We start from the raw sequence: 26754 nt of genomic DNA on the forward strand, positions 1-26754 counted from the left end.
TAGCCTATCACAAAGGCTGTAACTGCGATTGTAATTGCGAATGCAGCTGACCATGATTGGGCATCCCATACCAGTCTAGCAGTTGCAGAAATGGTAAGTCTGCTAGGCTGTCACCAAAGCCAAAACTAGGTCGCTGACTGTCTAAATGATGGTCTAATAAAAACTTTACAGCATGATGCTTATGCACGGCACGCGGCAATATCGCTAGATTATTTGCATTCACGTGTACATAAAAATCTTTATCAAAATCACGTATTAGTGTTGGCAGCTTTTCAGCCAAGTCTATCAATGCCTGATGGTTTTTGTGAGCATGTTTAATAGCTAAATAAATGGTTAATTCTTCATCAACAGAACCATTATGAAAGCTATCGATATGCGGTGTAAATACGAGCTGACTGCCATCACTTTTGCTGTAATTGGCGAATACTTGGCTCAGCTGATTTAATTTATCCTGCAATGGTGCAAGTTGGTTATGCATATGCTGTTGCCATTGGGCTTGTAGCTTGCCATCCTTGCTGAGAATAATCGCACCATGAGTCAGGACTTGCCAACTGTCAAAGGGCAGCTTCACGCGTTTGATTTCACTACGGTCACGGGCAGTGACGATTACCAATTCAGTGCTGGCAAGTAGCCAATTAAATAGCGCCGCTTGACGTTGACTCATAAAGCTCAATGGCTCGTCTTGCTTATTGACGGTAGCACAAACCAACTGCTCAGGCTCCGTAGTGGGTAAGTCCCACGCGTCAATTTTGCGTTGAGTTTGGAATAGCGTGTCGTCTAAATCCATTAGCGCGTAGGGTTTTACGATATTTGCATTGGGCTGAAAAAATGAGGTAGTCATAGAACCGTTCCTAAACGTTAAACAGAATGTTATATAGTAAATTAAGGCGTAGGACTAACCACCAATACATTATCCAAACCTCGCCACATGTCATCAACGCTATCGCTTGAGGTCTCTACACACAGCACAATCAAATCCCACTCGTTAGGCTCAACGTTATAGGCAAAGTTGGTCATACCAAGCCCATAATTATCGCTAAAGTTTAGCATGGTGGTAATCGCACCACCCAGAGCAATGGGTGACCGTGTCAAAGCACTAAAGTTAACAGTTTTTTTAGAGTCTTGAATCTGACCTTCAAGCCATTCAGCCAATAAAAATGGCAGCCACACAAATTCATTACTACCTAATACCAGAATTCGCTCAGGTAACTGTTCTTTATCAACCGGTGCTTGATCACTAAAACTCGTCAATGCTGCTTGAAAATTCTCCAGATAGTTAACGAACCCATCGGTACTGTCTAGTGTGGGGAAACGTCCCCAATTACCAGTGTTACCTAATGACTGACTACCAGCGTCAGTGGTATCGACCGATGGCATGGTAATGGGTTCAGGATTGGGTGCATCCGTCCATTGCCAAGCGCCAGATAGTAGATGATGACGATGAAAGTCAATGTTCGGCAAACGAGCAGATATGGCGTCGTCTATATCCGCTGCACCTTGATTCTGACTTAGAGACCAGTCAACCAACGTGGTGAGATGCACTTGCTCTAATTGGCTCAGTCCTGCATTGCGTAGCGCCGTAACGACATTGACGCAAGTATTACCCGTTGACGCTTCATCATCAACCATAATCAGGGTTTTACTGGCCAGTAGTTGCGCTTGCGTGATTTTATCAGAGCTTTGATAAATGAGATGTTGGCTAGCATGACTGTGGTCTTCGCTAAAAGTGGTGAATAACGTTTCACTGTTATCATCATTGTGTTGCGCATGACGCGTAGAGTTCAACAATAAAGCATTAGGGTAACGCGTTTGTAGTGCTTGATGGACGCCAGCAGATAAGCCAACAGCGGTCTCTGCCATGCCAATAACCAAAATCGGCTCAGGTAAATCGCTAGGCACTAAGTTTGCCAAATCTGTAAAAGCGCTACGCATCGTACTAGGCGCTACCGGAATATGACGGCCTAAGACCTTTGATACGAATAAAAATGCACGTTTTGGATTAATACGTTGAGCAAAGCCGAGTAAATCCTCTAGTTGATAGTTGTCATCTTTTTGCGAGTCGTTTTTAGCTGCTGCTGGATTGATTTGATAGGTCAAATCAAGCGTACCGCGAGGTAAAGAGATACTTCGCTTATAAGTTTTATTAGATGTCGTATTGTTTTTAGAATCAGTTATCACTTAGTTCTACTCCATATTTTTCACAGAGATAACGTAGGTCGCCATCTATATTTTGATGTTTTGGCACAAACTGCCATTGATTGCCAGTTCGGTTTAACGCAAATAGTATTAGGCTTTTGCCTGATTTATTCTTTACGTCAAATTTGCCTGAGAATAATAATGTATTTTGTTGCTCATCAGTGATATTTAATTCAATATTGGTTTGCTGTGAGTCAATTGCTAAGCTTTCCAGTTCACTTGATAGCACGAAGTTAAGTTGTTCAATGCTAGTAGGTTGATGGTTTAGATCACAACTGAACTCAGAGACTGATGTATTACTTTCGAGCTGTTGGTTTAGCTCGATTGAACCATCCTCGCTATGCGTTTGACCATAAAATATCATATCTTCATCACCGCGTACCTTTGCAGTGGGAGTCACTCTAAATAAGACGGCATCGATAGTAGGTGCTGTTGATATTTTGACAAGAATAGGAGCAGCTGGGAACAGGTTAGAAGTTGGCTTAGTATTAATCGTTTTTTTATTAGCAGTTTTAGCGGCTGTTAAAGTCTTCTGTACTTTAATCTTTGCCCACATGCCATTAGATTGCTTTCTAATATCATATAAACGCAATGCAATCATTAAATTAGAAAATTTATCATAGCCATACTTATTGAGTTTAATGTCATTGTGTTTTTTACTAAGCTCGCTGGCTACATAAGATAGATTCGACCAACTATTATGGGCATTAATATTTTCTTTGATTATTTTCTTTGATTATTTTATTTAATAAGTTAATTAAGTGCGTTTGTGTCTGTAACTGTTTAGTCGTCCATTGTTTTGATGAATTATTATTAGGTGCTCTTTTATAAGAAAGGGTTGTTTGCGTAGAATTGCTATTATTCTGCTCGGGTAATAAATCTTCTACATAAAAGAATTTATCACAAGCCCGCGAAAACGCGCTAACCGTGTTACGCTTTCCAAAGCCAAATACTTTTACATGGTTTTTGCGAATGCGTAAAGCCAGTGAGGTAAAGTCACTATCACTTGATATGAGACAAAATCCATCATAGTTATTGCTATACAGCAAATCCATGGCTTCGATGACCATGCCTATATCAGTGGCATTCTTGCCTTTAACATAAGCGAATTGCTGCATAGGATCGATAGCATATTTAAGTAATGCTTCTTGCCAACTTTGAATATGAGCATTTCCCCAATCACCATATATTTTTTTGCAAGTAATATGACCAAGCTTTTCTATTTCTTGCAAAATATGGCCAATATTTTTTGCTGATGCATTATCAGCATCGATAAGTATGGCTATATTTTTGAGCTGAGCTGACATTTATATTCCCTAATACGTTTTCTTTAAGTCACTGTTTTATATTTTTTAGGTTCGTTCCATGATTCTTTAACCTCAACCTTGACAGCCAACCAGCCATAGCGCACTACGGCTTTGTTTGCTCAACTGCGGTGTGGTTAGTGGTGGCACTTTTGTATGAGGCGAGTCTGATAAATCACCTAAGCCAATGCCAGCACTGGCCAGTAGGGCAGATAATAACTGAAATTTCACTGCATAGTTCATGTTTTGTGCATGCTCGTGGACGAGGCTAGAGGTTACCATGCCGACAACTTCACCAGTAGGCAGTAATAAAGGGCTGCCACTAGATCCGGGCTGAATGGGTGCGGTGAATTGCATATAGCGAATATCATCGCCAAACCCTGTCAGACCTGAGATACAACCTTGCGTGACTTGCAGTTGGCTACTTAGTCCTGACAGCGGGAATCCCAATGTCGTAATGGTCTCTCCCAAATTATCAGAGCATCGCTGTGCTAATGGCAAATAGCTAGGCAGAGGTTCGCTCACTCGAATAATAGCTGAGTCGCTGCCAATATCGCTGAGGACTACTTGCGCTTCGCGATCAGGTTGGCCTTGCTGACGGATACCAATCATCGCCGCCGACTCAATGACATGATAGCAGGTCAATAGGTGATAGGGGTCAATAGCGAATGCCGTTCCCGTCCAAGTTTCGCCAGGCTGAACGTGACGTGGGGGACGCGACTCGTTGTTTGGCTGAGTTCGCTGTTGCTGCTGAGCCGCTTGAATTAGCGCATGCGTATCTGGCGGACGGGTATCGAGACTGATTCCGACTCGATGCTCTACGCTTGCTAGTCCTTGCGTAGAGCTTTCACCCAGTGCACGGCATTTAAACTGGCCATTACGTCGATATATTTCCAATACAATGGCGGCTTTAATATGACGCTCATTTGCAGTGAAATCATATTTAATCGCGCCATTATTGAGTGTTAGACAGATATTGTTGAGCTCAATCGCTGGCAAGTTGAGGCTTGGATCATGATAAACATATGCAATCAGTTGCAAAGAAACAACAGCTTGCGTATCAAACAGTTTGGTCAAATCTAGCTGCCATACGTTTGGATTATTATTATCGTCTAACTGAGCCCAGTCCTTAGGCTCATGAAGGTAGGCGGGGCTACAAGCTGCTTTACGATGCTCATCTAACGGCAGCCATATCAGTCCAAGTTGCTGCCCAAATATAAGCTGGTCTGTTGTGGAAAAGGCAACCGAACAATTAGGTTGCGCGATAATCGTATTTGCTCCTAGCACTAACGCGGTCTGTACAGTCATCATATGCCTCTAATTGAGTTGATTATAAATCATTATAGACAGTTTTTAGATAGCTGTTTAAATAACTATGGGGTCATTATAAAAAACCGATATTTGTCTATTGTAGTGGTTTTTGTTTATAATTTGGCATAGAATGATTAAAATGCCGTCATGCCGATCTTGAATAAAAACATCTAGCAAATAGTGAGATTCAAAAACTAATCCAAGCTATCCTTTTAAAGCCCTGCGATATACTTATAATTAGATAAGATAACTTTCCATTTTTATTCACCGCCACCTATCGGATAATATTGCCATTTATCCGACAATATTAAGTTAAGTCTTGTCATAATATATCTATTCGGTAATAATGCTGCTTAATTGCTTCTATAAAGTAACTAAATTTTATCAGATTAGGATTAAGTAGTAGTTGTATATCTAAATACCATCTATGAGTACCCCTCTTGCCTTAAAAGTATAAGAAAATAATGATATATAAAGCTGTGCTTAATTATGAGTGATAAAAAAATTATCAAAAGATTAAAATATATGGATTTGGTTGTTTTATAACACTCATAATTAAAAGAAAAAAATGTATTAAACACTGCTTTCTCATTGTATTTGTGCGACAAGAAAGTCGGCAAACCACAAGTCTGAAACTGAATTTATATTAATCGTTGAGCTTGGCCAGATAGTTTGTTATCAAGAAAGTTTAGCGATATTTTTAGAAAAGGAGTAATCTTTGAAATTTTCTTGTTCATTGGAAACGTCTTCTGAGCGGATTCGTTTGGTTAATGTTATCTCGCCACTTATTAAAGCAGGTTACCAACTCGTAACCCAAAGACAAGAGCCTTCAGAAAACGGTGGCAACATTATTCATGTTGTTGCCAAAAGCCAGGGATCAAAGACACAAGAAGATTTAATCGATGATCTTTCTTCTATCGAAGGTTGTACACTTTTTCAGCTAGAGATAGATGGAGAGGGAAGTGCGGATACAATACCATCAGCAGTAGCATCAGCACCACCACCGGTAACACAAGATTTGGATCAGAAAAATGCGTTAGCAGCTATTGGTGCACAGTATCCTGATATTGCCGATATCGTTAGGCACTATGAGGCCAGTTTGCCACATGAGAGTCGCGCTAAAGCAATGCATGAATTAGGACGCAAAGTGGGAAGTGGGATCTACAAGCGTGACTATTCACTTGGTAGCCCATTAAAAATGCCAACCACGATTAATCGCGAACTTGTACCAGCATTAAAGAGCTTTTCTAAGGTTAAAGCTAAGAACAATTTGGTTGCTTTGACTAAATGTCCATTCTGCAAGTTGTCAGATAGCAACCATTCAGGCTGTCACTTTGTAGTGGGTTACATAGATGGTTTTTTATCAAGTAATCCTGCCGTAGACAGAGTTCGGGTTGAGGAATCAAGTTGTGGCGCTGGCACTACCAATATTTGTGAATTTATCATCTGGTAGAAAATAATTATTCATAGACAGTTGAATGCCTATGAAAAACAGTAATAAATGCATAAAGCAATGTCAGTTCATTAAAACGCACATTGCTTAAGCTCAGTTTTTATTAAATATAAAGGTCGAAAAAATGATTGAAGTTGAATATAACCTGCTTTTGGTGTTTATCTCATATGTTATTGCCGTAATGGGCTCTTACGTTGGTCTAAACCTTGCCATTCGCGTGCCATCAGCCAAACCAGGAGGCGATCTGTACTTTTGGGTAGCGTTATCTTCAATCGCGATCGGTGGTGCCATTTGGTCTATGCATTATATTGGTATGATGGCCGTTGATATGAAAATGCCGGTCACTTATGATTTGGGTTTGACCGTTATTTCAATGCTACTTGCTATTTTGTTTGTGGCCGTTGGTATTGTTATCGTTGGCCGCGGTGCGTCAAGTATTGCCAAGTTGATCAGTGGTGGCGTGCTTACTGGACTGGGTGTTGCAGCAATGCACTATACGGGTATGGCTTCAATGCAGATGGATGCAACCATGTCATATAACATACCACTTTTAATCACTTCAATCGTCATTGCTATCGTGGCAGCTATCTCTGCGTTATGGTTGGCATTTAACCTACGTGGTACGGTTCAGCGCTTTGGTAGTGCATTCATTATGGGTATCGCTGTTTGTGGTATGCATTATACTGGTGTAGCAGCGATGGAGATGAGCGTTACAGCGGGTCACACAATGTCTATGAGTCATACACATGATGGTGCGATTAATTCATCGATTATCATCTTTATCGGTTCAGCGATTGTACTTGGCTTACTATGGTTCTTAGCATCTAAGAATGCTCCTAAACAAGAAACTCTTGTGTTTGGCGAATAATGATATAGTTGATTCAGTTAAAGAGAGAGTCAAGGTAACCAAGTGCAGATGTATATCTGATACTTCAAGCGAGGTTAACGCCGTCGCTCTTTTATAGAGGATTGACTATAAGCCATTGCTGTTCTATTTATTGAATGGTTAATACAATAAAAAGGTTTTTAGATATTATTCTAAAAACCTTTTTTATGTGGAATAGCTGGTGTATAGCTAATGGCTTATCTACACTTTAATCCGTTGTTGCTTCTTCAATTTTTACACCCATCATGATTGAACGTACTTGGCAAGGTACTATCTTTTGAGCGATATCAGCTAGCCTTGGTTTATCAGTCAAGCCTAACCAGTATGCAAAGCCGACCTGTGTTAAATCCACACCGCTATGAGTTGTGTAGCCAATACCACCAGATGGGCGACTATTAATCTCAAGTACACGGTGCTGACCCTCATCATCGGCCTTGGTTTGTACACTGACGATACCATCACAGTTGAAAGCTTTGATTAATGGAATGACGACATCCATAACGGATTGCTCGTAGCCGATATGCTGGATTTTCCCTGTTTTATAACGAGTAATAGCGGCCAGTACTTCACCATATTCGCATGCTACATCGATAGAGTACTCTTGCCCTGACAAGTAAGGCATTAATAGCATTGGAATAGGGCGCTCATGCACCATTAAGCTGTTTGTATACGCATTTATAAATTGGGCAGTGCTGATTTTCTTCTCTTCGGTAAAGTATAAATGCTCAAAGCTATCGTATTTCTCTTCTTCTGTTTTACCTAAATCTAACCGCCAAAACCCTTGCGCAAAAATACCAGTGACTGGTTTGACACACAAAGGCTGATGGCCATGTTCGGCAAGTAGCGCCTCAAGCTGCTCAGTCGTATCAAAGCGCCACGCATCAGCGACAGGTATGTCATGAGAATGGCACTGTTGCATAAAAGCAAATTTATCATCGATTGATTCTAACGATGCAACACTGGTTGCGCCGGTCAATAAGCGAATACCTGCTGCATCAAATACCTCTCGATGGGCCTCATAATCAATACCATTTCGACCAGTCAATAATACCTTTACGTTGTGCTGTTGAGCCTGTTCTAGGACGAACTGCCAACGCGGTATAACGGGCTCAGGTTCAATATCTACTTCCTCAAAGCTATCTATAGGAGCTATGGAAGGTTCAAGATAGACATTATCCGCGAACTCGAAAATCTCAGGTCTATCGTAACGGTGTGAGGCGATGATATTGAATGGTGTCTCAGATTGGGCCTTTAATGCTTGTAGGCTGGCTAACATATCACGCTGGCTTGACTGGCCTTCGGCTAACCAAGCTGCAGTTGGCGTTGTATGGTGACTATCGTTAGCAGTGTTATCCATAATTCTCTCAGCAGTATCATAAGTGTTAGATATAGTTGGACAACGAAATATCGTCATCGCAAAACCAACAGCAATCAAGATAAGCTAAAAATGTAGCTAACCATCGAAGTCATCATATTGCTGATAGTAGCGCTATTATATACAAATGCTAGCCGTTATAAATGATGCTAAAAAAATAGTATCAGTAAGAATGCTTAGGATTTACTTTGGGGTCTTGAACAGCACTTAACAGAAGGCGTGTACCGACTAAAAATCTTGTAATAACCGTGCTACTATATGCTGATAGTAGACATAATAAATACATCGATATAATAAATACATGAAAGGATGAGTAATGAGTCAAACCCTAATTGCAGGTGCAAATGCGCCACTACCGACGGACAATATTAGTATTCGTATCTTAAGCCAAAATGCGATTGATTGTGCTGCTTATCGCCTAACTGCCGATGGAAAGGTGCGCGGTGATGGAGACATGATATTTTATGGGCAGACACGTAGCGATGATAGTAGTGTCAGCTTTCGTGGTCACGACAGCGATGGCTTTTTTGATATTAATTTGCCAGCTCAACCTGCAAGTATTGAAAAGATAGCGCTCGCATTCTCTAGTGATAAAACACTTGCTCAGGTCGGTGATGTGGATATTCAAGTACTACAAGGCAGTCAAGTACTGATGACTTGTCAGCTCAGTAGTACCGGTCGCAATGAAAAAGCGATTATTTTAGCTGAATGCTATCGCAGGCAGGGCAGTTGGAAGTTTAGATTTATTGCTCAAGGGTTTGAAGGTGGTCTAAAACCTTTGTCAGAGCATTTCGGTGTTGAGATTGCTGATGAAGCGCCAGTTCAGAATCAGCCACAGAGTCAAGCCCAAAACCAGTCACAGAGTCAGGCTCAACCTATCAACACGCAGCGTCCAATCAATACTCAAAAACCGGGTAGTGCACCTCAAACAAATACACCACCACCGATTCCAGCCAATCCCGCTATAAACCTAAGTAAAGTAACCTTAACTAAAAATCAATCTAGCATCAATCTCAAAAAACGTGATGATTTTGGCAAAATTACTGTGAATTTAAACTGGAATCAACGACCGAATACTGATCAGCAAGCACCTAAAAAAGGTCTCTTGGGAGATCTGTTTAAGCAACATAAAGCGGGTGGTATTGATTTGGATGTTGGTGCGATGATTCACCTGAAAAACGGTGAAAAGACGCTTATTCAAGCATTGGGCAATCGCTTTGGTAGCTTGCAAACAGCGCCGTACGTTTGCTTACGTGCGGATGATAGAACGGGACAAGTCAGCGGCGGTGAGTGGCTCGATATCAATGGTCAGCAGTGGTCACAGATAGAAGAAGTGTTTATCTTTGCCTTTATCTACGAAGGGGCTCCGAACTGGGCACAAACAGATGGCGTGGTCACTATTGCTGTACCAGAGCAGCCGCCGATTGAAACGCGCTTAACAGAAGGCACAGGCAATTTGCCCATGTGTGCAATCGCTCGTTTGGTCAATCAACAAGGCAGTATCAATGTTGAGCGTATCAATCAATACTTTAAAGGTCACCAAGAAATGGACAAAGCCTTTAATTGGGGATTTAGCTGGAAACGCGGTAGCAAGTAGTAACGGCTGCAAGAATATCGATTGGTACAAAAATAAGCCCTTCTATAATAGAAGGGCTTATTGCTGTTGAATACGCTTCAACATTCAAAGGTTTTCTGGAGTCAATTACGCATGCGGTGTGATAGCAGGCATCAAATCATGAAAAGTGCGACCAGACGCTGTTTCGCCAATGGCATGCATTTTCCATTCGTTGTTATGGCGATAGACTTTTGCCATTACCATTGCCGTGTGTCCACCTTGTGCTGATAAGTTATAGCGGGCAACTTCTTGGTTGTTATTAGCATTGACGATACGACAAAATGCATTTTCTACGGTCTCAAAAGTCTGACCAGTAAAGCTGTTGACCGTAAACACCAGCGATACAACATTAGCAGGAATTCTAGATAGGTCTACGTTGATGACTTCATCATCGCCATCGCCATCACCCGTACGGTTATCACCAGTATGTACAATGCTGCCATCTTTTGATTTTAGCTGACTGAACCAAATAGCATCGACCGCCTGTTTATTGCTATCAAACATGATGCATGAGGCATCGAGGTCAATAGAGTCGCCGCCACTACCGCCACCGAATAATTTACCTAAGAACCCACCTTTTTTTTCTTGTGGACCTTGTGCGACATCCCAGCCTAAACCTAATTTTACCTGCGTGAGGTCACCACCAGCTTCTTTGCTAAGTGAGATTTTTTGACCTTTTTGTAAGCTAACTGCCATGTGATTATCCTTATAGTATCAATATTGAGAAATATGAACTGAGTGTAGTATTACCACCCGTCTTCCTTGCTATCTAAGTTTTTAAAAATGTTGTAATAGTTTTGAGTAAAGCGTTGAATAAAATCTATATATGACGGTATACAATTATAAGATATTGCCTAATAAGCCGCTACTACCACCGCGACCGCCTGAGCTACTACCCAATACGCTTTGTAGCCAGCCTTGGTAGCTATCACGATTGCGCGAACAGATAATAACTTTGCCAGTACCAGAGAAGTTCAATACCATCCCTTCACCACTGGTGACGGAGTTGATGATATTGCTCATGAATCCTTTTTTCTTACTGGTAGACACTGACAGCTTATAATCTAAGTTGGAGTCCCAGCAGACCACATGGCCATTATCAATGATGACGTCTTTACCGGGTTCTACATCGATCTCGAACAGTGAGCCAAACCCTGATACCACCACCTGACCTTGGCCTTGTGTTTGCATAACCATAAAGCCACCAGTATCACCAAATACTGCACCGCCAAGGTTGCGTTGAATATTGGCTCTGATATCCACGCCAGTTTGCGCCGCTACAAATGCACCATCGCTGAGCGTGTACTGCTGAGCACCGCAATCAATGATTTGCATATCGCCATCTAGCGTGGGCGCAAGCAAACAATCACCTTCACCATTGACCGCTTCGATTTGCTGTTGAAATAATGACTCATCATTAGCAAAACGGCGCATAAGTGACTGCATCAACCCGCCTTGCAGCTTACCTTTGAGCTCAAGGTTTGATTCCATCATCACCATTGCATTGGCTTCACAATAAATCGAGTCGCCTTTTTTGAGATTGCAATGTAAAAAAGGTTCGATGGTACCGATTAAGCTAAATGTTGCGGCCATGGTTTGCAAATCCTTATTCTAATTTTTTAATATGTGCGCTTGATAGCTATATTTATGTATATGATTGTTTATGTATATGGTTTATATAAGCTATCTTCAAGACTTTGACTTTTTTAGTTAGCCAATTAAAATTAAAGCCATCAAATGCGTTAAAAGGGCACACTTGATGGCTTTAAATAGCTCTTTTATATCGTAATCAACTATATGACTGCGATATTTATTTTGCTAAGCAATTACGTCAAAGCTAAGATTAGTCAAAGCTGAGCTTATACGTTTACGCCATAAGAACCCGCTAATGGTCCAAGACCACCACTGAAGCCTTGACCAACAGCGCGGAATTTCCAGTCGCCGCTGTGACGATACAATTCACCAAAGATCATGGCCGTTTCAGTACTGCCGTCTTCTGATAGGTCATAGCGTGCAATTTCACTGCCGCCATTGTCATTAACGATACGGATGTAAGCTTCGCCTACTTGACCGAAGTTTTGGTTACGGGCTTGACCTTCATAAATGATGGCACAAAGTGCTACCTTATTAACGTCAGCTGGAATGCTCGCTAGGTTTACTTTGATAGCTTCATCATCGCCATCACCTTCGCCAGTACGGTTATCGCCTGTGTGCTCAACAGCGCCATTGTCTGACTTTAGGTTATTAAAGAAAATAAAATCTTGGTCGTTACGTACTTTACCTGCTTCATTGACCAAAAAGCCAATCGCATCTAAGTCAAACTCTTGACCGTCAGTGGCACGTGGATCCCAGCCTAGACCGACTGTGATGTTGGTTAAACCTGGCGCTTCTTTTGATAAGTTTACGTTGCCGCCTTTTGTTAAGCTAATAGCCATATAAATATCCTATTGATTCGTAATTAAATAATAAACTGAAAATGGTGCAATGGTTGATACGTAAGCGTACACAGTTAATAATTCTACCTATATGTCACTGCCTGCGTATCATTACGTTTTACTATACTAAGCGTTTGCTTAGTAAGCAAGGCGTATTTTGTGCACTTACTATATGTTTCCTAAGAGACATAATGTCCCTGTATATCTGATACTTTTTAACAATCTTGATAGCAATACTTAAGGTGTTGTTATCAAAAGTAAATTATCTATCTATTACAGCTTGTAGGTTAGAACAGCTAAATAAAGGAGGGTTTCGTTAATAAGCACGCATTTTCCTAAAGAAAGCTTTAAAACGAAAAAGGGTCATACCAATATATTTAGCATGAGCCAGAGTAAAACTCACCATATTTAACGGTGCACATCGTCTTAAACAACTCATCGATAAAAGTATTAGATGATAGTCTTTAGTCGCCGAAAACCGACCAGCCAGTTTCTTGTACAAACAGCTCTAATGCTTTGGTTCCAAGCTTAGAGTTTCCTATATGATCGAGCCCTGGTGACCAGACGGCGATTGAACCTTCACCTGGTGCTATCGTTAAAATACCACCGCCAACACCACTCTTACCCGGCAGACCGACACGATAGGCAAACTCACCAGAGCCATCGTAATGACCACACATCATCATCAACGAATTAATCCGTCGAGAACGCTGTGCATTGATAACCCTAACGCCTGTGTGCTCATTAATACCATTAGATACTAAAAATAGGCCAGCCTGAGCTAACTGTTGGCAGTTCATCGCAATCGAGCATTGATGAAAATAAGTCCCTAGCACTTTATCCACGTCATGCTTGAGACGACCAAAGGATTTCATAAAGTAGGCCAATGACGCATTTCGATCTTTATGTGCCATTTCGGATGCGGCTACTTTGTGATCAAAACTGATTGAGTCATCATCTGCGATAAAGCGTACAAATTGCAGTATCTCGCCCAATGTCTCTTTTGGCTCATGACCCATCATGATTGCATCCACTACCGCAATCGCACCCGCGTTAATAAAGGGATTACGTGGCCTGCCAGATTCGTGCTCTAGCATCATGATTGAGTTGAAAGGGTCACCAGATGGTTCGCGACCGACGTGTGTCCACAGCGCATTACCCAACTTGCCAAGACCGATGGTTAAGGTAAATACCTTGGAGATACTTTGGATCGAAAATAGTGTACTCGCATTGCCAGCTGTATATACTTTGCCATCAGGGGTTGCGACGGCAATACCAAACTGGTTTGGGTCTACGTGCGCCAGTTGCGGGATATAATCTGCCACTTTGCCACTTTGCCACGATCGGTTTCATTTGCCATCTCTGCAGCAATATCATCAAGAATTTTTTGTATGTCAATCATGTAGTCGTATTTTATGGTGTTATTAGAGGGTGGAGATTCTAACTGAATAAAGGATGATAGTAATCATGGAATCGTATTTTAATTATTGGTTATCTTAATTATTAGTCATTCTGATATACCGACGCATACATCATATATTTATAACTTGTCGCTTTAATTAGGCCATAAAAAAAGCAGGCCATATCAATTTTTTAATATGACCTGCTTAAATACATCACTAGATACAGCAGATGCTATATGAACGACATGCCTTAATTCAGACTTGCCTTTTCAGCCTTACGATAATTAAGTGATGCAACAAATGCCCAGCCAATGAAAGTAATGCCGATCAGACCAGTAATGATTTCTGGTACATGGAACTTCACCGACAACAGCATGATAATTGCCAATGCACCAATCGCATAATGAGCACCATGCTCAAGATAGACAAACTCGTCAAGCGTACCTTTATCGACCAAGAAGATAGTCATAGAACGTACAAACATCGCACCAATGGCAAGACCTAGCATAATGACAATAACGTCGTTGGTAATGGCAAACGCACCAATAACACCATCAAAACTGAATGAAGCATCGAGGACTTCTAAGTATAAGAAACCGATGATACCGCCTTTCATGATAGCGCTAGTCGCTGCTGCACCTGAACCACTTTCTTCGTTCTCTAAGCCTTCTTCGAGATCACCTTCGAGCATACCAGAGACAACCTGTACGCCAAGATAAACAAGAATACCCCAAATACCGGCAATCAAGACAGCACCTGATTGTTCAGCGCTGGCCCATGATACGGCAATCATTAAGACGATGAGAGCGATAAATACGCTCATAGCATCGACTTTGCCGAGCTTAGCCAAACGGCTCTCTAGCCAATCAAACCAATGGACTTCTTTTTCATCAAAAATGAAGTTCAAGAAAACTAATAGTAGGAAAATACCACCAAATGCTGAGATTTCAGCGTGATGCGCCATTAGTCTGGCTGAGTATTCTGCTGGTTGATACAGAGCTAGATTGATAACTTCCATCATGCCAAGATCAGCGGTAACCGCGACGATGACAATAGGGAAGACCAGGCGCATACCAAATACTGCAATCAAAATACCAACGGTTAAAAATATCTTCTTCCAAAATTCGTCCCAGCCCTTGAGGACTGAAGCGTTGACCACCGCATTATCAAATGATAATGAAATCTCCATGACGGCCAAAATAGCGGTAATAGATAAGGTGGATATCATGCCACCCATACCGCCATGTGAATATCCCCACCATGCCGCTACCGCTAGGGCAATGGCTGTGAAGATAAAATCTAAATAAAAATGTCTCATGACACATCCTGTCTGGTTGCGTAAAGCTAAGGTCGGCCTATTATAGACACAAACTGCAAAAAAGTGGTTATTGCTAACCACCTTTGATAGGTAATTCTAAACGAAACGCAGAGCATTACTAGTCATTTGGTCACTATAAATTGTGACTATTTGCAACTATGTCAGCTTTACGTTTTGGACGTGATAACGGCGACTGATCGTAGACTAAATATCAGTAAAAAACGGTTTTAGATATCAACACCGTATTGCTGACACATCGCTTGCAAACCGCCTGAGTAGCCTTGACCAACCGCGCGGAATTTCCACTCGCCGTTGTGACGATAAACTTCGCCAAACACCATTGCCGTCTCGACAGAGTAGTCTTCAGCCAAATCAAAACGTACGACTTCGGTGCCTGTTTCTTCGTTAACGACACGGATAAAGGCGTTGGCCACTTGGCCAAAGTTTTGGCTGCGAGCTGCCGCATCATGAATGGTGACGGTGACAACGATTTTGTCCACATCGGCAGGTACTTGAGTCAGGTTCACTTTGACGACTTCATCATCACCGTCGCCTTCGCCAGTACGGTTATCACCAGTATGCTCCACAGCACCGTTGTCAGATTTGAGCTGGTTATAAAAAATAAAATCATGGTCGCCGCGCACTTTACCTGCGCCACTTAGCAAAAATACGCTCGCATCAAGATCGAACTCTGCGCCAGAGGTAGCGCGCTCATCCCAGCCAAGACCAATCAATAGCTTGGTTAAGTTTGGGTCCGTTTTGGTTAGCGATAAGTTACCGCCTTTATTAAGTGATAAAGCCATGGTGCAATCCTTGTTGTTAGAGTAGGGAGAGGTGCAATATTAAAGCAATAACTATACGAAGAAATTCAGTCAAGCGAGCAAAATCTATAATGGAATTAACATTATCAAAAAACCATCGCCGCAAAACTATTGCTTAATAACGCCCTATCATAACAACAAAAAATGACCCAATCAAAGCGGATTGGGTCATTGTTGTGTTTCATAAAAAATTGGGCGTAAAACTTAAAATTTAGCGGCTCATAGATGACTGTTTATATGATTAGTCATCTAAAAGCTGTCATCTAAAAGCTGTCATTTAAAAGTTGTAATGACAGGCCTAAGATTATGGACTGTCGCTTAGAAACTTTGACGATGACGAATCTCAAAGCTTTGATGAATCGGTTTTTTGATATTAAAATCAAAGCCAATAGTTTTTTGTGTAATCTCAACAATATCGTAGCGCTCAGTCAACTGCTCATCTAGCTCAAAGCGGGTAAAGTTGTTTGAGAAATACAACACACCATCTGAGGTCAAGCGATTCATGGCACGATTGATAAGGGCAGCATGGTCACGTTGTACGTCAAAAGTACCTTGGAACTTCTTAGAGTTTGAAAAAGTCGGTGGATCAATGAAGATAATATCAAACTGCTCGGTATTGTCTTTAATCCATTCAAAGATATCAGCAGCAACGAACTGGTATTTATTGCGACTAACATCCAAGCCATTGAGTACAAAGTTTTGCTTGCCCCAATCTAGATAGTTCTGGGACAAATCGACACTGGTGACTTTTTTCGCGCCAGCCAATGCCGCGTGAACACTTGCTGTACAAGTATAAGCAAATAAGTTCAATACCGCTTTGCCGCGGCTGTTGTCTTTGATTCGTGCACGCATGTTACGGTGATCGATGAACAGACCCGTATCAAGATAATCTGTAAAATTCACGTAAAGATAAGCACCGTCTTCGCGCGCAACATGAAACTTGCCACGTTTTTCTGTGGTGTTCTGCTTGCTGTATTGATCATTACCAGACTGGCGTGCACGCGTTTTGATAAAGATTTGTTCGCGGTTAATACCAAATACTTCACGGATACCCATCAATGCCAAGTTAAAGCGTTTTTTGGCGGTTTCAGGTGGGATAGTCTTTGGTGGTGCATATTCTTGCACATGCGCATAGTCACCGTATAAGTCGATCGCAACTTTAAAGTCAGGCAAGTCAGCATCGTAGACACGTACGTTACTGACGTTGTCTTTTTTGGCCAGTTTTTTAAGCTTGGCAAGATTTTTTTGCAAGCGGTTGATGAAGTCTTGTCCATCTTCTACTTCAATTTCACGCTTCTCAAAGCGACTCACGAGGTTGCCCGTTTGTCCTGCAATCAAGTTGCCATAGCGGAAATAAACGGTGATGGCACCATTGTGACAACGCAACGTTTTTGGTTCTTTGATCGGTAGTATGTCTACTTGCTCAACATGAGAGGCCAGTATGCCAAGCATCGGATTAATGCCGCTACCTGCAAAGCTATCTTGCAGAATAAGACCAATCGCTTGATATAACGGTTTAATCATTTCTTCATCACCCAAACGCTCACCATAAGGCGGGTTGGTGATGATTAAAGGATTGCTCAATCGACCATCACTGACAAGGGGACTTAATACAGCACCCAACTGGTCAAGGGCGCGAGTCTCAAGATCAAGCAGCGGTAATAAATCTTGTAGGCCTGCTGCAATCAGGTTTTTTTCTGTTGCCAAAATCGCACCGCTATCGGCATCGAAGCCCAACATGAGCGGTAGGGTATCAGGCTGCTCGTTTGCAATTTCTAAAGCGTCGCGGAAACGCGTCTGTGCATCATCGATCAGCTCTTGCCATAGTGTGTCATCGTGATGCTGCCACTGATAAAAACCAAATTGATTGGCGGCTTTATCGATACCCACCGCATAATCACAATGCATGAGTAACGCTTCAATGATGAACGTTCCAGAGCCACACATAGGGTCGATTAAGGCATTGTAGAAAGGTGCATTACCATCTTCGTTCTTTTTATGCCAACCAGCACTATAAAGTAGGGCGGCAGCCAAGTTTTCTTTTAAAGGCGCGTCTGTCATGGCCACACGGTAGCCACGGCGATGCAAGCTGGTGCCTGATAAATCTAAATATAGTTCAGCTTGTTTGTCATTCACGGTCGCAAAAATAGAGAAATCTGGATTTTTGCTATCGACGTTGGGACGGCTGTCGTAAACTTCATTAAATGTATCAGCAATCGCATCTTTGATACGCAGCATGGCAAACTGCTGGCTAACGGCCACGCGCTTGTCTACAGAGAGACGAATCGCAAAGGTTTGCTCTAAGCTGAATTGCTCAGTCCAATTGACTGATTTTGCCAAACCATAAATTTGCTCAGCCACATCGTACTCGGCATTGATGTTTTTACGTTTAATCAGCATCAATACTCGGGAGGCGACACGTGACCAAAGACAAATAGTATATAGGTCGCGCAAAGTACCCGTAACCGCTAAACGGCCCGTACTTTTGACTTCGCTGGCAATACCAAAACTGGTCAGTTCGGTCTGTAGCGGTGCCTCAAGCCCATCGGCACAAGTGATGATAAGGTCAAGCGACAACTCTGGCGAAGCTGCTACTAAAGTTGAGGGCGCGGTTGTTTCGGTCATACGGATACCTGTGGGCTAAATTGATAATTAATGCACATCATAAAGTAAGATGTTTAACCGGCAATTTTACCATATTTCAATAAGTTTAGTTTAAAAGCTATCTAGGATTATAAGATTGAATGTCACAGTGGTTAATAAACCAGTAATAAACTGGTAAGTTAACGCAATATTTGTTTTATACTAAAAAAATGGAGACGATAACCACAGTAATCGTAGCAGATGACCATCCAATATTTTTGGAGGGGTTTATGCTTTTGCTTGCACGTGTAGAAGGGTTGAATGTTGTAGGCCATGCGACTGATGGTGATCTAACATTACGTCTAATAGAACAGTATGAGCCAGATATTGTCTTAATGAATGTCACGATGTCTGGCATGAGTATCGAAAACATCATTCTTTCGGTCGAAAAACAATCACTCATCACGCAATTGATTGCATTGACTACTGTCAATGATGGCGCTAAAGCACAGCAATTACTCAATATTGGATTGTCAGGTTATGTGTTAAAAAATACGGCCTTTGTAGATTTATTAGCCATTATCAAGCAGGTTCGTACAGGCAAAAAATTCATCTCCCCATCATTACTCGCTAGTCTGAAACCTATCACAGCAGAAATCAATAAACCCCAACTCACTAATCGCGAAATTGACGTGCTAACCTGCATAGTAAAAGGGGATAGCAATAAAAAAATCGCGTGCGATCTTGGTATCTCACAGCGTACCGTTTGCTTTCATATGAGCAACTGCCTTAGAAAGCTAGAAGTGTCTAACCGTACACATGCCATAGTACAAGCGGTCAATTATGGGCTAATAGATATTGACTTAAAAGTATATGATTTGAAAAATGGTTGAGCTGGATTGAAGAAGCGAGAGAACTAAATTGGAGTCTACATTAACGAATAAACCACCCATCATAAAATGATAGGTGGTTTATTAATTGATAATTAACGTCTTCAAAATTCTATGACTTCTCCATTACTCTCTTGTCAGATTTCTCTAAAGAGTTATAGATCTATTTTAGAATCGTTTTAGAGTAGCGCTTTTTTTCATCGACATAGACTTAGGCTGAGCCTTAGATTCTACTTTGACTCTAGCAATCTCTTTCTTACCATCACTAATGACGAAGATACCGGCACTACCATTTGAGACAGACGACTTGTTTCCGCCAACTTGCCAATTAACCCAATAATCAGCAGATTCACATGTTTGGGGGAAGAATTTGTTACCACCATTAAAATATGTACCTACTTGTACACGATACCAATGGTTAGGTTTCATGTCATAACTTGATGAAGTATTACCATGATTTATAGGATTAGTGATGTGGAAGTTAGTATAAAATGCGTCAATACTAGTGCCCCAACCTGGTGACGTAGGTACGGGTGAACCTAACGCACCTGGTCCTTTATCATATATAGTCCATTTGGATATTAATGCATTGATAGGGGGCTTCATGCTATGCACATAGTTTAAGTAGCTTTGTATCTGATTGTTGAATTGCGGTGTCGCTGAGAAATTAAGGCGATATTTTGCATTTGATCCGCCACCGGGCTGAAATACCGGGGTTAATTGTCGAATGATAGCTTCTTCATTGATGGGTGGGCAGCAGTTATCAGCAGGTATATTAATGACAATATCATCAAAATCCATTGGAACCAAATCACCTAAATTTGTAGCCTCATCAAAAATTATGGGACCCGGTCCAGTGCCCCCATCGCCAGCACACCCTTTGATATTGACAAAGGCTTCATCAAAGTTCATGTTATTATCCATTTTGATGACTAATGAATAGGTATTACCTGCTACCACTGGGCTAGTATAGGATACTAATTTCCAAGGATCTGTTGAAGAGTTACCACCTGGGAGAGTTACAGGGTTAGACTGACCAACGATTGATCCATTGGTACCTGTTCCATTACGCAAGATGACAGAGGCTGTTCCATTACTATCAGCTCTGGTAGAAAAGTATCCACCAAAATTTGCTTCACCATTACATTTTGCTATAAAGGTTTGATAGAAGTCATTACTGCCATTAGCAATATCAAGATAATGTCTAATAGTTCCTGACGCAGTGCCCGATGCATCACTCCGAGGGCCATCTCCCGTGGAATTAATGCCTTGGTTGGTTCTGATGACGTTTGAATCATCACCTGTTCCTAACACCCAAGGAGTAATAGGATGACCTATATGATTGCCAAATCCACTGGTAGGCGGACTTAGCTCAAAGCCTCCATTAATCAGTTGATTTGCAAATGCTCCCGTTGTCAATATTAAACTAGCACCAGCTATGCTCAAAGCTTGAGTGAATCTTAATTTAATGTCCATGCGCAGAACTCCCTGTCAGTAATCAATTGATTATGCCCCTAGATATTTTGTCAAACCTATTCAACGGTCTATTAGTATCTGTTTGCAGCATAACAAGGATTTATCAAAGATGTACCTGTAGATATCTACAGGTATAGGATCTGCATGCATAGCATTAGAGGTATTTTAATAGTCTCAATTCATATTAATTAGTATCGTAACCCGTCACTATGAAAGTAAGCTATAAGAGGTGTTCTTAGGTGATGATATACAGGATAGGTCAGGTGTCGCTCAAAGCAATGCGTCTTTAAATCCCTTGAGCAATGTCATGAGCAGTCTATTGCATGCGTACAAAATTTTATTACGCTAACAGAACAACCATAAATGGTTAGCGATTTTATTTGATATTAAGGCTGAATGTTGTTTTCAGGGTGGATATGACTGTCTGGTGCTACCCGTTGTGTCGTCGTTGCAAAGGGTTTGGTCGCTATGGGATAGTCGACGTCTTTTGGCATCAGCAAACGCATATGTGGATAAGGCGTTGAGATGTTTGCTGCGTCAAAAGCGCACTTGATATCTTCTCTCAAATGTTCCTTGATTTTCGGCATACGTGCCACAGCTGCTGGTTTCACCCAAAATCGTACGATAAAGAATACACCATACTCACCAATCTCTGCCACGGTGGCTGAGGTTTCAGGACGGCTAAGTACCACCTCGGTGTCGGTCAGTACTTGCAAAATCTCCTTACGGGCAGTGTCAATATCATCTTCGAAAGCAATACGTACACGAACATCAAAGCGTATAAAGTTTTTGGAAGTTAGATTAATCACTTCGGAGGAGGCAACATTAGAATTAGGAATAATGACAGTGATGTTATCTCGAGTCAAAATATGAGTGGTACGTAAGGCGATAAGCACCACACGGCCCTCATTTTCATTGATATGAATCCAGTCGCCAACTTGAAAGGACTGCTCAAGTAAAATAGTAATACCAGCGATAAAGTTAGCAAGCGTCGATTGAGCAGCAAAACCGACTGCTAAACCTACAATACCCAAACCTGCTACTAGTGAGACGATATCAAAGCCAAATTGCGCCATGACGCTGGCAAGTCCGAGTACCAATAGCAGTACTGACAAGATGTTTTTAAGGAGCTGCTCTATGGAGGCGTTGAGGCCATAATGCTGTAACACTCTGTGAATGATTTGCCCTGAAGAAGCCCAAAGCACATAATAGATACCGGCCCACGTACTGGCCTTTGCCGTCGCTTTGATGGTATCTGGTTCAAAGTAAATCTGACTCATGATAGCGATTAAGCTAGCCACAACCCATATATAACGTAGCACTGAGCGAACAATTTTAGTTCGACGCTCATTTAAACGTATCTTTGCTTTGCTTTGTTTGAGGATATAAATAGCCAACCAATAAAAAAATCCTAATACCGCAAGCAGTATTAGGATTTTGATGCCAGTACTTGCCAGATCCACTGCTTGAGATGACCAGTCAAGTGACTCTTCATCTGCAGATCCACCAAGCGCAAGATAGAGGCTAGTATGGAGATCACGTATGATCTCTTTGAAAAAATCAGTAATACTAGCGATTGGCATTTTTTGGTCCATGCAGATTCTGGTATATGCAAAGTATTTAACATAAGGTATAGGATTATAAGCTACCTTAAATCATCAGTGCAATCAAACATAAGAGATGTGCTGATTGACACTGAGTATACCTGTTTTGCAGGTGCGGCTGAGCTGATAATTAAGAGCTATTTTTCTGAGTGTCTTGATACTGATAAGGTATCTCCATTTTATGCTGCACATCACGCAAAGCAGTGCGTAGACCTTCCAATATCGTTGGGTGGTAAAAAGGCGTGTCAAGCATGTCTTTGACACTCAAATCATTGGTAATCGCTGATGCCAAAATGTGACCAATATATTCAGCATCAGGGCCTACCATGCTAGCCCCTAAGATCTTATCTGTTTTTTTACAGCCATAGATATGTAATAGACCACAATTGACGCCCATCACACGACTACGGCCTTGATTATCAAAGCTGACGCTGCCGATCACATGCTCTAGATTTGAGTCTTGTTGAATTTCTGGTAAGGACATACCAACATTGACGATTTGCGGTGAGCAGAATACGATAGAGAAGGGTGTGGCGGGCGGGCGAATATAGGCATTTTCTTCGTTTTCGCAAACCATACTTCCCGCACTATAGCCTTCATCACTGGCCACATGTAGCAATGGAATATGTGCGTTGGCATCACCCACAATATAAACGTTTGAATCACCAATCTTACCTGTTTTTTTACTCAAATCTTTTGGGCGATTTTTGTCATCAAGTTCGACACCTAGGTTTTCAACGCCTAGCTGTTTGATATTATTACGGCGTCCTGTTGCGACCAGTACGTATTCACCTTGCCATTGTTTCGACTCGCCAGCACTGTCTTCATAATCAATAAATGCTGTTTTATGCTCTGCATTTGTCTGGGTGCCGACGTTATTAATCTTACTACCCAAATGCATGGTTAACTCACCACTCAGGCAATCAATCGCTTTGTTATTGATATCGTCATCTTTGAGTCCGGCAACACGTTTGACTCGATTGAATAATGTCACGTCCACACCTAAACGTGTCAACGCTTGAGCTATTTCTAACCCTATCGCACCTGCGCCAACGACTGCCATTGACTTTGGTAAATCTGTGAGCTCAAAGACGCTATCAGAAGTGAGTATCGTATCACCAAGTTTATCAGTCCAACCGTCTGGAATGAACGGAGAGCTACCAGTCGCGATAATGATTTGCTCTGCTCTGATTAGTTCATCATTGACTTCGATAAGCCCCTGCTTATTGATATGAGCACGACCATCTATCTTCTTATCGTCAGGCCATCCCTCGACTTGCTTTTTGATATAGCTAGCAAAGTGATTGCGCTCATCACGGACACGCTGCATGACTTGCTTACCATTTATCTGAACGGTAGCATGAACACCAAATTTAGCAGAACTTTTAGCATCATGAGCACGCTCAGCGGCTGCAATCAACAGTTTACTTGGCATACAGCCGACTTGGATACAAGTGGTTGTCCAAAAGCCATCATTGATAATGACAATGTCGTCATGAATTTTGCTGGCTTGGCGAAAGGCATTTTGACCAGCGGTACCTGCACCGATGACGGCTACAGATACGTTGCGAGTGACTTTGGGTGCGGCATTATCAACACCAGTCTCAGATTGTTTATTCATAGTATTCTCACATTATGGAGGCGGTAGCCTTGAATGCTTTTATTAGTATTTGGCACCGCATTATTATTGTCGTTATGGTTATTGTCGTTATTGTCAGCACTTATTTTAGAGTAACTTTATATATAAGTGACTTTGTATAAAAATGGCTTTATACAAAAGTAACTTTATATCATTTATGACAGTCGTGATTTATGGCTATATTGGTTAAGAGGCTATGTTGATTAAGGCGCTAATATTTCAAGCAACCGTTCGGTATAGCTCTTGGCACGTAGATTGCGCTGAGCGTGAGTTAGCGTACCATCCGTATCGAAAACAAATGCGGAACGGACTAAGCCGAGCGTCATTTTCCCATACATGTTTTTTTCTTTAATAACGTCAAAGTACTGACACAGTTTTTCGTCAGTATCACTAATAAGCGCGATGTTTAGGTCTTGTTTAGCGATGAATTTTTCGTGAGACTCAACGCTATCACGTGAGACACCGATGATGTCATAGCCCAATTCATCAAAATCGTTGAGATGAGCGGTAAACTCTGTCGCTTGCGTGGTGCAGCCAGGCGTATTGTCTTTTGGATAAAAATAAAGAATGAGGCCCTTATTGGTATTGCTGATCATCTCTTTCAGATTTATCTCGTCATGGACGAAGTTGCCATCTAGCTCTCGTACTACCGTGACTGGGAACTCAGGTAGTGTGAGGTTTTCTGTGGTTGGCTTTGCCATTATAAAGTCCTTATTAATTTTGATTATATAGTCAATTCTCTATAAAAGAGTGACAGCGTTAACCTCGTTTGACGTATCACATATACATCTGTACTCGGTTGCCTTGTCTCTGCTTTAAACTGAATCAACTATATATTGGCTGTATTTAGTTATCGTATTCTTATTATAGGGGGATTCATTGAAATTCATAATGAGTTTTACATTTTACTTGTCTATTCCCAACAAAAAAGACTGGTAATAACCAGTCTTTTGTATGTTGAGCAAGTTGCAGGTTAAGCAGGTTTTTGTGGCTGCTTTAAGTCTAAGCCAACGGTGCATTGCTGCAACTCTTTTTGCATTTTTTTGACATAGGGTAGGCCAGAAGGGTCTTTTTTGTCTTGCGCGTAGCTTTCTATTTCCCACATTTGACCGATGGTCATGTTGCTACGGACGTCAATGGTGCAATTACACAGCTTGGTAGCAGTGCCTTTATCCGCGACTTTGTATTTGACCGCACCATCAATGCAAGTATTGATATTTTCTTTTTTGATATCAGCAGCGTTCGCTTGTGGCATCGCAAAAATAGCAGCTAGAGCTAAAGGTAATATTGGTAGTAACTTCATAAACATCCTCTTACAGGTGGCATCAGTTTTTATATTTTGTACGCAAAACACTAATAGTTGATGATTGATATGGGCACTTGTGTCTTTCGATAAAGGCAATCGCCCATACCATAGCAAGTATATTGACTAAAATACAATGGCGACATGCTGTGTTAATGCAAGCGAATGTTGCGCTAATGTTGAGCACTGCCATTATTTAGTATGAATCTTAATAAGACTCAGCTTATACTATTTACTAAGATTGATAGTGGGTAGGGTCAGCAACGCCAGCTTGTTCAAAGCCTTGACGACGTAATGTACAGCTATCACACACACCGCAAGCAAGGCCGTTTTCATCGGCACGGTAGCAAGAAATGGTCTGCCCATAATCGACACCGAGTGATAGGCCAAGCTCAATAGTTTTTGCTTTGGACAACTGCTGCAATGGCGTTTGAATCGATAAATGGTGTCCGGTGACGCCTGCTTTTGTGGCAAGGTTGGCCATATGCTCAAAAGCAGCAATATATTCTGGACGACAGTCCGGGTAGCCTGAGTAATCGACTGAGCTGACCCCAATCACGATATGGTTGGCATCAGCCACTTCTGCCACTGCTAGCGCATACGATAAAAATATGGTGTTGCGGGCAGGGACATAAGTGTTAGGAATGGCGTCGTTATCGATTTCATCACGGTTTTTATTAGGGAATTTATCCGAATCACCGTCAGGAACGATCATACTATGATCTGTCAGCGATGAGCCACCGAGTTGGGCGATGTCGATATCGATAATTCTGTGATTAACTTCAGCCGTCTCAGCGATAGTCTTGGCTGCGACAAGTTCACTATTATGACGTTGACCATAATTAAAGCTAACTGCTGTCACAGAGGCGTAGCGTGCCTTTGCCCAATATAAACAAGTGACCGAATCAAGCCCGCCTGACAATAGCACGACGGCATTTTGGTTGTTATGAAGGCTATCAAGCGCTATGTTATCGGCGGTACTTTGTGAGGTAACGTTAGTCATAATGGTATCTATTATTGGTTTACGAAAAATGGTTATTTTAGCAAAAATCCAACCGTTACAGAACCATGCAGCCATTATTTAATGTCCTCTTTTCAAACTGTTAGCAAATTTTGTTATAATCGCTGCTTTTAAAGCATCA

23 protein-coding genes and 1 pseudogene are annotated in these 26754 nt (G+C 41.6%); 4 read left to right on the forward strand and 20 right to left on the reverse strand.

From position 1 onward, the window contains the following. Positions 1–7: 7 nt before the first annotated feature. The 6 genes and pseudogenes from I6E83_RS03710 to I6E83_RS03735 form a co-directional block, all read right to left on the reverse strand. The gene (locus I6E83_RS03710; protein WP_197100025.1) at positions 8–841 is read right to left on the reverse strand and encodes an HAD hydrolase family protein; all 834 of its coding nucleotides are present in this window, start codon (positions 839–841) and stop codon (positions 8–10) included. A 41-nt stretch (positions 842–882) separates the two neighbouring features. Next, a complete protein-coding gene (locus I6E83_RS03715; protein WP_197100026.1) occupies positions 883–2178 on the reverse strand; it encodes a phosphoribosyltransferase domain-containing protein in 1296 nt (431 codons plus the stop codon). Then, positions 2168–2752, reverse strand: coding sequence for a TerD family protein (locus I6E83_RS03720; RefSeq protein WP_197100027.1), 585 nt, complete (start codon positions 2750–2752; stop codon positions 2168–2170). Before I6E83_RS03720 ends, I6E83_RS03715 begins: the two co-directional genes overlap by 11 nt. Positions 2753–2809: 57 nt before the next feature. Further along, a pseudogene (locus I6E83_RS14965) lies at positions 2810–2923 on the reverse strand (OST-HTH/LOTUS domain-containing protein); the annotation flags it as partial. Further along, on the reverse strand, positions 2904–3503 hold the full coding sequence (locus tag I6E83_RS03730) for an NYN domain-containing protein (protein ID WP_197100028.1): 600 nt from the start codon (positions 3501–3503) through the stop codon (positions 2904–2906). The pseudogene I6E83_RS14965 and the gene I6E83_RS03730, both read right to left, overlap by 20 nt. A 72-nt stretch (positions 3504–3575) precedes the next feature. Then, on the reverse strand, positions 3576–4811 hold the full coding sequence (locus I6E83_RS03735) for a trypsin-like peptidase domain-containing protein (protein ID WP_227680798.1): 1236 nt from the start codon (positions 4809–4811) through the stop codon (positions 3576–3578). A 718-nt stretch (positions 4812–5529) separates the two neighbouring features. Here I6E83_RS03735 and I6E83_RS03740 point away from each other — a divergent pair. Then, positions 5530–6264, forward strand: a complete 735-nt coding sequence (locus tag I6E83_RS03740) for a hypothetical protein (RefSeq protein ID WP_110922667.1) — start codon at positions 5530–5532, stop codon at positions 6262–6264. 124 nt (positions 6265–6388) lie between these two features. Then, a complete protein-coding gene (locus I6E83_RS03745) occupies positions 6389–7132 on the forward strand; it encodes an MHYT domain-containing protein (protein WP_197100029.1) in 744 nt (247 codons plus the stop codon). A gap of 226 nt (positions 7133–7358) precedes the next feature. Here the strand turns inward: I6E83_RS03745 and I6E83_RS03750 are convergent, their stop codons facing one another. Then, positions 7359–8507: an ATP-grasp domain-containing protein gene (locus I6E83_RS03750; protein WP_197100030.1), complete on the reverse strand. Its 1149-nt coding sequence runs from the start codon at positions 8505–8507 to the stop codon at positions 7359–7361. 334 nt (positions 8508–8841) lie between these two features. On the opposite strand from I6E83_RS03750, the gene I6E83_RS03755 reads away from it, so the two are divergent. Next, complete coding sequence (locus tag I6E83_RS03755; RefSeq protein WP_197100031.1) at positions 8842–10122, forward strand: TerD family protein; 1281 nt, start codon at positions 8842–8844, stop codon at positions 10120–10122. Positions 10123–10227: 105 nt separating this feature from the next. Here the strand turns inward: I6E83_RS03755 and I6E83_RS03760 are convergent, their stop codons facing one another. From I6E83_RS03760 to rlmKL, 7 genes are all read right to left on the reverse strand, one after another. After that, entirely contained in the window at positions 10228–10836 is a 609-nt protein-coding gene (locus tag I6E83_RS03760; RefSeq protein ID WP_110922672.1) for a TerD family protein, read from the reverse strand. A 144-nt stretch (positions 10837–10980) separates the two neighbouring features. After that, complete coding sequence (locus I6E83_RS03765) at positions 10981–11733, reverse strand: TIGR00266 family protein (RefSeq protein ID WP_194197243.1); 753 nt, start codon at positions 11731–11733, stop codon at positions 10981–10983. A 266-nt stretch (positions 11734–11999) separates the two neighbouring features. Next, positions 12000–12575 (reverse strand): TerD family protein, encoded by a 576-nt coding sequence (locus I6E83_RS03770; protein ID WP_110922674.1) that lies wholly within the window; start codon positions 12573–12575, stop codon positions 12000–12002. Between the two features lie 464 nt (positions 12576–13039). Further along, on the reverse strand, positions 13040–13900 hold the full coding sequence (locus I6E83_RS03775) for a glutaminase (RefSeq protein ID WP_197100032.1): 861 nt from the start codon (positions 13898–13900) through the stop codon (positions 13040–13042). Positions 13901–14228: 328 nt separating this feature from the next. After that, positions 14229–15296: a DUF475 domain-containing protein gene (locus I6E83_RS03780; protein WP_197100033.1), complete on the reverse strand. Its 1068-nt coding sequence runs from the start codon at positions 15294–15296 to the stop codon at positions 14229–14231. A 227-nt stretch (positions 15297–15523) separates the two neighbouring features. Beyond that, positions 15524–16099, reverse strand: coding sequence for a TerD family protein (locus I6E83_RS03785; protein WP_197100034.1), 576 nt, complete (start codon positions 16097–16099; stop codon positions 15524–15526). Positions 16100–16435: 336 nt separating this feature from the next. After that, positions 16436–18742, reverse strand: coding sequence for a bifunctional 23S rRNA (guanine(2069)-N(7))-methyltransferase RlmK/23S rRNA (guanine(2445)-N(2))-methyltransferase RlmL (gene rlmKL, locus I6E83_RS03790; protein WP_197100035.1), 2307 nt, complete (start codon positions 18740–18742; stop codon positions 16436–16438). Positions 18743–18930: 188 nt separating this feature from the next. On the opposite strand from rlmKL, the gene I6E83_RS03795 reads away from it, so the two are divergent. Continuing rightward, positions 18931–19593, forward strand: coding sequence for a LuxR C-terminal-related transcriptional regulator (locus I6E83_RS03795; RefSeq protein WP_197100036.1), 663 nt, complete (start codon positions 18931–18933; stop codon positions 19591–19593). A gap of 165 nt (positions 19594–19758) precedes the next feature. Here the strand turns inward: I6E83_RS03795 and I6E83_RS03800 are convergent, their stop codons facing one another. The 6 genes from I6E83_RS03800 to queC form a co-directional block, all read right to left on the reverse strand. Next, on the reverse strand, positions 19759–21066 hold the full coding sequence (locus tag I6E83_RS03800; protein ID WP_197100037.1) for a hypothetical protein: 1308 nt from the start codon (positions 21064–21066) through the stop codon (positions 19759–19761). Positions 21067–21452: 386 nt separating this feature from the next. Further along, positions 21453–22649, reverse strand: coding sequence for a mechanosensitive ion channel family protein (locus tag I6E83_RS03805; protein ID WP_227669281.1), 1197 nt, complete (start codon positions 22647–22649; stop codon positions 21453–21455). Positions 22650–22800: 151 nt separating this feature from the next. Then, positions 22801–24291, reverse strand: a complete 1491-nt coding sequence (locus I6E83_RS03810) for a dihydrolipoyl dehydrogenase (RefSeq protein ID WP_197100038.1) — start codon at positions 24289–24291, stop codon at positions 22801–22803. Between the two features lie 221 nt (positions 24292–24512). Further along, entirely contained in the window at positions 24513–25010 is a 498-nt protein-coding gene (locus I6E83_RS03815) for a peroxiredoxin (protein ID WP_197100039.1), read from the reverse strand. Positions 25011–25282: 272 nt separating this feature from the next. Continuing rightward, a complete protein-coding gene (locus I6E83_RS03820; protein ID WP_110922684.1) occupies positions 25283–25612 on the reverse strand; it encodes a hypothetical protein in 330 nt (109 codons plus the stop codon). 235 nt (positions 25613–25847) lie between these two features. Then, the gene (gene queC / locus I6E83_RS03825; protein ID WP_197100040.1) at positions 25848–26615 is read right to left on the reverse strand and encodes a 7-cyano-7-deazaguanine synthase QueC; all 768 of its coding nucleotides are present in this window, start codon (positions 26613–26615) and stop codon (positions 25848–25850) included. Between the last annotated feature and the right edge of the window lie 139 nt (positions 26616–26754).

It is taken from the genome of Psychrobacter sp. SZ93C1, assembly GCF_015864635.1.
In the GTDB taxonomy this organism is placed as follows: domain Bacteria; phylum Pseudomonadota; class Gammaproteobacteria; order Pseudomonadales; family Moraxellaceae; genus Psychrobacter; species Psychrobacter fozii.